The organism is Mitsuaria sp. GD03876 (assembly GCF_029840635.1).
GTDB lineage: Bacteria > Pseudomonadota > Gammaproteobacteria > Burkholderiales > Burkholderiaceae_C > Roseateles.
This window is the reverse complement of record NZ_JAOCCU010000063.1, coordinates 24,973-32,805: the sequence shown is the minus strand read 5'-3', so window position 1 is coordinate 32,805 and position 7,833 is coordinate 24,973. Positions and strand designations below refer to the sequence as shown.

At 68.1% G+C, this 7,833-nt stretch carries 5 protein-coding genes and 1 pseudogene; all 6 read right to left on the bottom strand.

Annotated elements, in window-relative coordinates; translation table 11 throughout:
• Nucleotides 1-2,412, bottom strand: a pseudogene (locus N5D62_RS26095) (hypothetical protein); the annotation flags it as partial.
• 220 nt (nucleotides 2,413-2,632) lie between these two features.
• Nucleotides 2,633-3,817 (bottom strand): hypothetical protein, encoded by a 1,185-nt coding sequence (locus N5D62_RS26090; protein ID WP_279760955.1) that lies wholly within the window; start codon nucleotides 3,815-3,817, stop codon nucleotides 2,633-2,635.
• Nucleotides 3,818-4,011: 194 nt separating this feature from the next.
• Nucleotides 4,012-4,830 carry a hypothetical protein gene (locus tag N5D62_RS26085; protein ID WP_279760954.1) on the bottom strand — a complete coding sequence of 273 codons (819 nt, stop codon included), beginning with the start codon at nucleotides 4,828-4,830 and terminating at the stop codon, nucleotides 4,012-4,014.
• An 8-nt stretch (nucleotides 4,831-4,838) separates the two neighbouring features.
• Complete coding sequence (locus tag N5D62_RS26080) at nucleotides 4,839-5,147, bottom strand: hypothetical protein (protein WP_279760953.1); 309 nt, start codon at nucleotides 5,145-5,147, stop codon at nucleotides 4,839-4,841.
• Nucleotides 5,148-5,425: 278 nt separating this feature from the next.
• Complete coding sequence (locus N5D62_RS26075; RefSeq protein WP_279760952.1) at nucleotides 5,426-6,352, bottom strand: amino acid ABC transporter substrate-binding protein; 927 nt, start codon at nucleotides 6,350-6,352, stop codon at nucleotides 5,426-5,428.
• 113 nt (nucleotides 6,353-6,465) lie between these two features.
• Nucleotides 6,466-7,767, bottom strand: a complete 1,302-nt coding sequence (locus tag N5D62_RS26070) for an MFS transporter (protein ID WP_279760951.1) — start codon at nucleotides 7,765-7,767, stop codon at nucleotides 6,466-6,468.
• Nucleotides 7,768-7,833 lie beyond the last annotated feature (66 nt).

The following is a 7,833-nucleotide window of genomic DNA, read 5'->3' as shown; positions in this document are numbered from 1 at the left end:
GGCCTTCTCGTCCGTCCGATTGCCGCTGGCGTCGAGCGTGTACTCGATGCGGTTACCCAGCGAGTCCGCCACCGCGACCAGGCGATGCGCATCGTCGTATTCGTAGCTCGCGGTGCTGCCGTCCGTCTGCGTGCTCTTCTTCAGCAGGCCGGTGGGCCAGTACTCGTAGTTCGTGCTCTGCCCTTGCGAGCTCACGGACAGCAGCCGCTGCCGCGCGTCGTAGGCATAGGCGGTCGGGATGCCGTTCGCATCGACCATCTCCAACGGCTTGCCATACGCGTCATAGCGCGGGAACTGCACCACGTGCCCCCGCGCATTGGTCGACGACTGCAGGTCCCCCTTCGTGTGATCCGCGGTCGTGTCCGCGTAGTACACGTTGGTCGCGACCACCTTGCCGCGCGGATCGGTCTCGGTGAGCACCTGGCCAGTGGCGTTGTAGGCCCAGCTCGTCACGCGCGCCGCCACGCCCGCCTGCAAGGCCGCGTTGAAGCCCTGCGCGCCGGTGTCGTCCGTCGTCGCCTGCTCCACCTGCTTGCACAGCACCACGATCGGCTTGCCATCGGGCAGCACGGCGTCGGCCGGCGCGCAGCTCGCGACCACGTTGCCGTTGAACCGATCCGGCTGGCCGTTGTAGACCAGCGTCGTGATGCGTCGGGGCTCCGCCTTTCGAGTCGCCATTCGCCAGAGCGGATGCCATTCGGAACTCAGCTTGCGGGCTCCGGCCGGCATCGGCGCGCCACTCCCCAACAGCGTCGCGCACGCCGCTCCGACGGGCAGGCCTTCCACCCGAGACGACTCCAGCTGCCGTCCAGCCACGTAGGCATGGCAGGACTGGTTGCCGTTGAAGTCCACCCGCTCGATCACGTTGCCTTCACCGTCGTACTTCAATGAGGAGTTCGCGGCTTCACAACCCGCACCGGCCGGCTGCGACTGGGACTTCAACATCGGAGACCCGGACAGCGGCGCGCCTTCCACCACCTCGGTCCGACCATCCGGCCCTGTCAGCGTGGCCTGCACCGCGCCCGACGCTTGCCGCTTGCGCACGATCCGGCGACTGGCGTTGTCGTCCTGCGTGGTGATGAGCCATTCGGGCGGATTCGGCCAGCTGACCTGCCACCGTTCCCCGCGGGTGCCGGTCGCGGTCGAGATGGCCCGGCCGGCCGCGTCATAGTCGTACGTGCCGTACCGCGCGCCGTCCTCGTCGATGCGAGCCGTGATCGCCCACGGAAGGTCCGCGCGCTCATACAGATAACCGCGCACGGTGCCGTCCGGCGACAGGATGGCCGCCATCGCTCCCGAGGCTTCGTACGCGAACTTGTATTCACGCCCCGCGGGGTCGGTGACCATGCTCACCCGAAGCGTCGAGAAATAGGTCGGATCAGGTTCGTACGCGAACTTCACCACGCGGCCGGACTCGTCGGCCACCTCCGAGATCACCGGCATGAACAGGTTGGCATCGGCCCTCACCAGCGCCACGCCGTAGCGGATGTCCAGGTAGCGGCCATCCGCGTAATGCACGCGACGCAGGCTGTTGACCTGACCCGCGCCGTACCGTTCGATCGCCGAGGCCGCCATGTCGTAGTAGAGCCAGGCGCCAAGCGTGCTGTCCCAGCGAGCCCGGTCGCGCTCGACGGAGGAGGTCCGCGTCGCGCCATAGTCGTCGAACGTGCTCATCGTCCCGTCGCCGCGCTGGAAGGCCACGAAACCGGCGCCGCCGCCGTTCTGAAGGCCTTGCTTGTGAAGGTTGCTGTGCCAGAGCGGTCCGAAGCGCGGCGTCGACCCTCGATAACGCGACAGCCCATTGCGCTCATCCAGCGGCGCGTAGGTCAACACCAGCGCGTGCTGCCGGCCCCACGACAGCACATGCTCCCGCTGCGACTTCTGGCCCGTGAGCACATTGATCGGGTTCCCGCGCTCCGCCGTGGACTGGCAGGTCTGGGCGGCCGGCACATCGCGATAGCCCATGCACAGCCCGAGATCGGAGCGCCATGTCGTGTTCATCGCAGCCCCGCACTTCATGCTCACGCCGAAGTAGCTGTCCGTGGAGAACCCGTACTGGTAGTCCGTCGTCTTGGATCGCTGGACCGTCTGGACCGTGTAGGTACAGCGATGGGTGAACGACCCATCCGTCTCCTGGCTGAAGGGCGCGCAACCGCCCGGAGTCACCGTGCTCTTCTCCACCATGTCGCCATAGTCGATGGGCGCTTCGATGACGGACTTGAGCTGTCGCCACAGTTCGTCCTTCACGGCATCCGCCGACGGAAAGCATTGGGACAGCGTGGGCGCCTTGTCCGCGGTCCGGCCGACGAAGTCCCTCCCCTGGAAGAACTTGTGGCAGTCCGCCGCGGAGGCTGAAGTGCCGCAGACGAGCGCCAGGAGCGCGAGCGGTGCGTGAGGACGGATGCGGAACACGATGGGTCTCCCAGGATGAAGCGGTGAACATCTGGGGCCGCGTGCCATTGCGATGACCCGGTCCTCCGCCGCGTGTGCCCGCGACATGGCGACCGGCGCTTGCCCCCGTCAAGGAACGCCGATTCTGTCGAAGCCCTCGCCTCCCGGCGAGTGACCATCCTCATCCCCAGGTGTAAGAAGACACCGTCATCGCCCCGTCACGGGGCCAGTCCTTGCCGTCCTACTTCGAATACCCCTGATCCCGGATGAACACCGCCCGCAGCGGATCCCCGCTCGCCGCGAACAGCACCCGCTCGATCTCCCCGCTGTCGCGCTCGACCACCATCGCCCAGCGCTCGAGCTTGTAGCGCCCGATGAACTCCGCGCCATTCCCGCGCTGCCGCGTCGCGCCGCCCGCCCCGGCCCCCACCGCGCTGACCGAGCTCGTCGAGGTGCTCCCCCCGCGCGAGTACGACGTCGTCGCCATCCCCGTCACCCCGTTGGCCGCGGCCATCGACCCGGTGCCGAAGACCGCCCGTCCCGTCTGCTCGAAGCTCCCGTCCGGCTTGAAATGGAAGCGGTTCTGCGAACTCCCGCCGCCCAGGATCGAGTACCACGAGTGCGTGAACGTCCCCTCGATCCGCTGCCCCGGCGACCCGGGATTCGCCGGCCGGCCCTGGATCTGCCGCCAATCCTTGTCGTCGTGGTCCTTGACCAGCCAGCGGTCGCCCTCCCGGCGCCATTGCATGACGCGCTCCGGCTTCATCCGCCGCGCCGCGGCCATGTCCAGCTCGTCCGGCGGGAAGTCCAGGTTGCTGTACCCGGTCCCGTCCTTGAGCAGCAGGTGCAGATGCTCGACCATGCTCTCCCCGCTGGGCTGGTACCAGGTCCAGAGCATGACGGCGATGTCCTTGTCCGCGACGCCCTTGCCCGGCGCGACCCGGATCGCGCGATCCGCCGCGGCGCGACGCTCCTGGGCACTGGCGCGATCGGCTGCCTCGCGGCGCCGGCGGTCGTCGCCCGCCATCGACTTGAGCGTCGACCACAGCTCGTTCGTGTTGGACGAGATCGCCTTCAACCCGCCGCCGTACTTGTGCAGCAGCGCCTCCTCCTGCGAGAACGCGATCCGCATCCACTCCGCCTGGCCGTTGCGCGGCGGGCGCATGTAGACCTGCGTCTCCACGGCCGCGCCGTTGACGCGAACGATGCAGTCCTGCACCACGACGCCCGCCGTCAGCAATTGCGGCGCCCGGCAGGTCGACGGCCCCGCGGCGCCGAGACCCCGCATCGGATCCTGGATGCGCGCCAGCGCCGCGAGCCCCTCGTCGCGCCCGACGTCCGCCGGCGGCGCGGCCCAGAACTGCATCACCTTGCCCGGCGGCAGGTCCGCGGGCTGCAGCAGCAGGCCGTCCTCGTGCACGCGCATGGTCCAGCCGGCTGGTGGGTCGAAGGCCCAGGCTGGCAGGCAGCACACGGACAACAACAGCCACCACAGCGCGCGCAGAGGCGCCCGCGAGGGGCGCGACGGGGATCGGCAAGCAGCGTCCGAACGCATGGTCTTCCTTGGATGAAACGACCGCGCAGTGTCGTGGCGAGGCGCCAGATCGCCTCTCCCATGAGCTAGGGAGTCCGATCGCGCTTCGGGTCGTCGAGCGAGCACCCGGCGGCGGGGTCCGAATCGTCGTTGGCCGCGGTCATGGGGTGCAGGTCATGCCCGGAAGGAACCGTCGACGCGAATGCCTCGTCCCGCGCCACGACGCGATGCACAAGTCCCATCGCCCGCAGGCGCTCGAGCGTGGGCGCCCAGATCGCGGGCAGTCCCAGCCCAGGACAGTTCATCCACCGACCACCCAATTGAACGCGAACAGGAATGGCGCTCACGCGGAGGGCTTGCACCGCATGGAGATCGCTGGCTCTCTGGACCTCCCGACCGAATTGCACCTCCTGGTCCAGCACTCGGGCCATGCCGCGCTGCGCGTCGGCGCCGTAGGAACCGAGGCTGGCGTCTTGCTGGAACGTGGTCCTCGCATCGCCGTGGAAGCCGATGACGCTCCCCTCCTCGACGTCGACTGACGCTGCCGCCGGCAGCCAGTAGTTGGCGCAAGACGACAGGCACTGGCCGCGGATGGTCAACCGCGTGCGCTGCCGAGCCATGACCGTCGCGGCCTCGATGGCAGCGTTGACGGCGCCGCCGCCGGACCTGACAAGCAGCCGGGCCGACGGTTGCCGCTCGAGCACATCGATCAACGCCTGCGCGCTCTGCTGATCGATGCAGCCTTCGAATGCCACTCGGCCCGGGGCCGAGTGGATGGTGGCCTCGCAGTCCGCCTGTGCTGGCGTGGCTGCCACCATCAAAGCCACCGCGGCGATACCGAAGGCCTGTTGGGAAGTGAAGGCGGCCACCCCAAGGGGGTGACACGCCGCGACGCGACGTGCCATGGTGTTCCTCAATAGCTGCAGTTGACCGTCCGAGTGACGGCGGTCGTGTGCGTCGTCGTCGTCGTGGGCGTGAGCGTGCAGTTGAAGAAGGGGAAGCTGCCCGACGTCGAGCAACTGAGGCCGCCATTGCTGGTGGAGGTCACCGTGCGGGTCTGCACCTCGAGGTTGCTCGTGCAGGACGGGTAGGACGATCCCCAGAACCCGCCGTTGGCGTACATGTAGCTTCGGGCCAGGGCGACCGGGTCCTGCCTGGCTTCAAAACCCCAGTGATCACCACCGAAGACCATATCGATTTCATGAGGCTCGAGTTCAATCATGTTTGCTCCTGAGGTGCATGGATGAACAGGCGGGATTGCCTGCCGAGCCAGTGTTGATTCAGGAGCGAAGACTCGATACGGCCTGCATCTGTGGCATTGACGACGTCTTCCCAACATTCCAGTCGGCGCGATGACTCGGAATGGTGGAAGACGTCGATGCGAGCGCGCGGCGCTTCCCGCCCCGCGCGGTGCAAGCGGCGGTCCCCAAACGCAAAGCGGACCCAAAGGTCCGCTCATTCATCGTCGTACGACCGCGGAGGTCGGCCGGGTCCGCTCGATCAGATCGAATACCCCAGCAGCATCGCCACGCCCGCTTCCTTGTTCGGACGCTTGAAGCTGTCGCGCGTCAGGCGGTTCATCGGGATCGTCAGCGCCGAGGTCTGGAACCACTTCGCGTAGAGCTGGTCGATCTCGCCGCTCGAGTACACGTGGCTCAGCGCGCGGTCCACCGCCGACGCCAGCTTCGCATCGCCCTTGCGGATCATGATCCCGTAGGGCTCCACCGAGAACGCCATCTGGCCCAGGCTCAGCGCGTCCAGCGCCTTCTCCTTGGACGCCAGGCCCAGCAGCAGCGCGTCGTCCTGCACGAACGCCGCGGCCTTGCCCTCGCGCAGCGCCTTGAAGGCCTCGTTGTTGTTGGGGTACTGGACGAGCTTCATCTTCGCCTCGCCCGTGTTCTGCAGCTGGTTGAACAGCTTCTCCGACGTCGTGCCCTTGCTCAGCGCGATCGTCATGCCGTCCAGGTCCTTGGTCGTCTCCACCTTCGCCCCGTGGGACAGCAGCACCCGCATGCCGGCGACGAAGATCGTGTAGCTGAAGTCCACCTGCTCCTGCCGCGCCTTCGTGTTGGTCGTGGACCCGCACTCCAGGTCGATCTCGCCCTTCTGCAGCTTCGGGATCCGGTCGGCGCCCGAGACGACGACGTAGTTCACCTTCACCTCGGGCAGCTTCAGCTCGCGCTTGATCTCGTCCACCGCCGCCAGGCACAGCTCGACCGAATACCCCTGGCCCTGCTTCTGCTCGTTGACGAACGAGAACGGCCGCGCGGCCTCGCGCACGCCCAGCGTGATCACGCGCGTCTCCTTGATGCGCGCCATCGTGTCAACGGCGGGACCCGCAAACGTCGACGACGACGCGAAGGCCAGGAAACTCAGGAGCGCGGACGCGACAACGGCGCCGCTGGGGCGCCGGATCAGGGTGGACATGGCAGTGATTCTTGTCGGTGGAAACCCTGAATTCTAGGGAGGCGGGCACGCCAACCATGTAACAGAAGGCGTCCCGGTTCCCGTCCAACCGTGTCGGACGTCACGCCCGGCGCTTATCGCGCCGCGCCCGCCGGTCCCGCGGTCGCTCCCGCGGCCGGCGCGCCGCGCACCAGCTGGCGCATCAGCAGCGCCGCCACCAGCGTCGAGCCGATCACGACATACCCCACGCGCGGGAAGTCGTTGACGTGGCCGTCCGGCCCGATCTGCACGATGTGCCCCGCCACCAGCGACGCCAGGCCGCCGGCGAGCTGCTGCAGCGCCGAGTTGATCGCGTTGAACGAGCCGCGCTGCTCCGCCGCCGGCACGCCCGCCAGCGTGGCCTGGGCCGGGATCATGCGCGAGAAGATGCCCACGAACATCACCACGTTCACCAGGATCAGCACCCACAGCGGCGACACGCCCAGGTGGGTGTAGAACGCCACCGTCGCGATCGTGATCGCGCAGCCCGCGTAGAACACCGGCATCGCGCCGACACGGTCCGAAAGACGCCCGATCAGCGGCGAGAACACCAGCGTGCAGATGCCGGTGATCAGGTAAATGATGGGCAGGTGGTCCAGCGGGATGCCGACGTTGTGCACCACGAAGGCGCTGGCGAACGGCATCAGCATGAAGCCGCCCGTCGTCAGCAGCGCCGTCAGCGCGAAGGCCAGCTGCTGGCGCGGGATGCGCACCGTCTGCAGCAGGTGGCGCGTGGCGCTGTGCTGGCCGGTGCCGCGCGCGCCCAGGTGCGCGTTAACCGGCCGGAGCTTGAACACGATCACCAGCGCGGCCACCAGCCCGAACAGCACGATCGCCATGAACGGCGCATGCCAGTCGAAGCGCGAGGCCAGGTAGATCGAGAACGGCAGGCCCAGCACCTGGCTGGCCGCGAAGCCGCCCTGCAGCAGGCCCATCACCCGGCCGCGCTGCGCGGGCGGGAACAGGTCGGCGGTGATCGCCATCACGATCGAGCCGATCACGCCGCCGAACAGCCCGGTCACGATGCGCGCGGCCAGCAGCGACGCGAAACTGGTCGCCAGGCCGCACCACAGCGTGCCCAGCAGGAAGCCGCCGAAGAAGAACAGCAGCAGCCGCTTGCGGTCGAAGCGGTCGGCGAACCCGGCGGTCAGCAACCCGGCGATGCCGGCGCTGAACGCATAGGCCGAGACGGCGGAGCCGAATTCCCCGGCGCTCATCTTCAGCGCCGGCATGATCATCACGCCCAGCGGCGACATGATCATGAAGTCCAGCACCACGGTGAACTGCAGCAGCGCCATCAGCCCGGCCGCGAGCTTCTGGTAGGCGGTGAACGGCTGCATCGCGGCGGCAGCGGCGGCCGGCGCGGCGCCGGCGGATGAGGTTTTGCTTTCTGGCATGGGGCGCGATTCTGCGCACGCCGCGCCATGCCTGCGTAAAGACACGGCGGCGGTGGGGGCGGACGT

Coding starts and splice junctions, on each gene's coding strand:
- N5D62_RS26090 (WP_279760955.1), bottom strand. CDS start 3,817: ATGCGCGTGCACGAGGACGGCCTGCTGCTGCAGCCCGCGGACCTGCCG.
- N5D62_RS26085 (WP_279760954.1), bottom strand. CDS start 4,830: ATGGCACGTCGCGTCGCGGCGTGTCACCCCCTTGGGGTGGCCGCCTTC.
- N5D62_RS26080 (WP_279760953.1), bottom strand. CDS start 5,147: ATGATTGAACTCGAGCCTCATGAAATCGATATGGTCTTCGGTGGTGAT.
- N5D62_RS26075 (WP_279760952.1), bottom strand. CDS start 6,352: ATGTCCACCCTGATCCGGCGCCCCAGCGGCGCCGTTGTCGCGTCCGCG.
- N5D62_RS26070 (WP_279760951.1), bottom strand. CDS start 7,767: ATGCCAGAAAGCAAAACCTCATCCGCCGGCGCCGCGCCGGCCGCCGCT.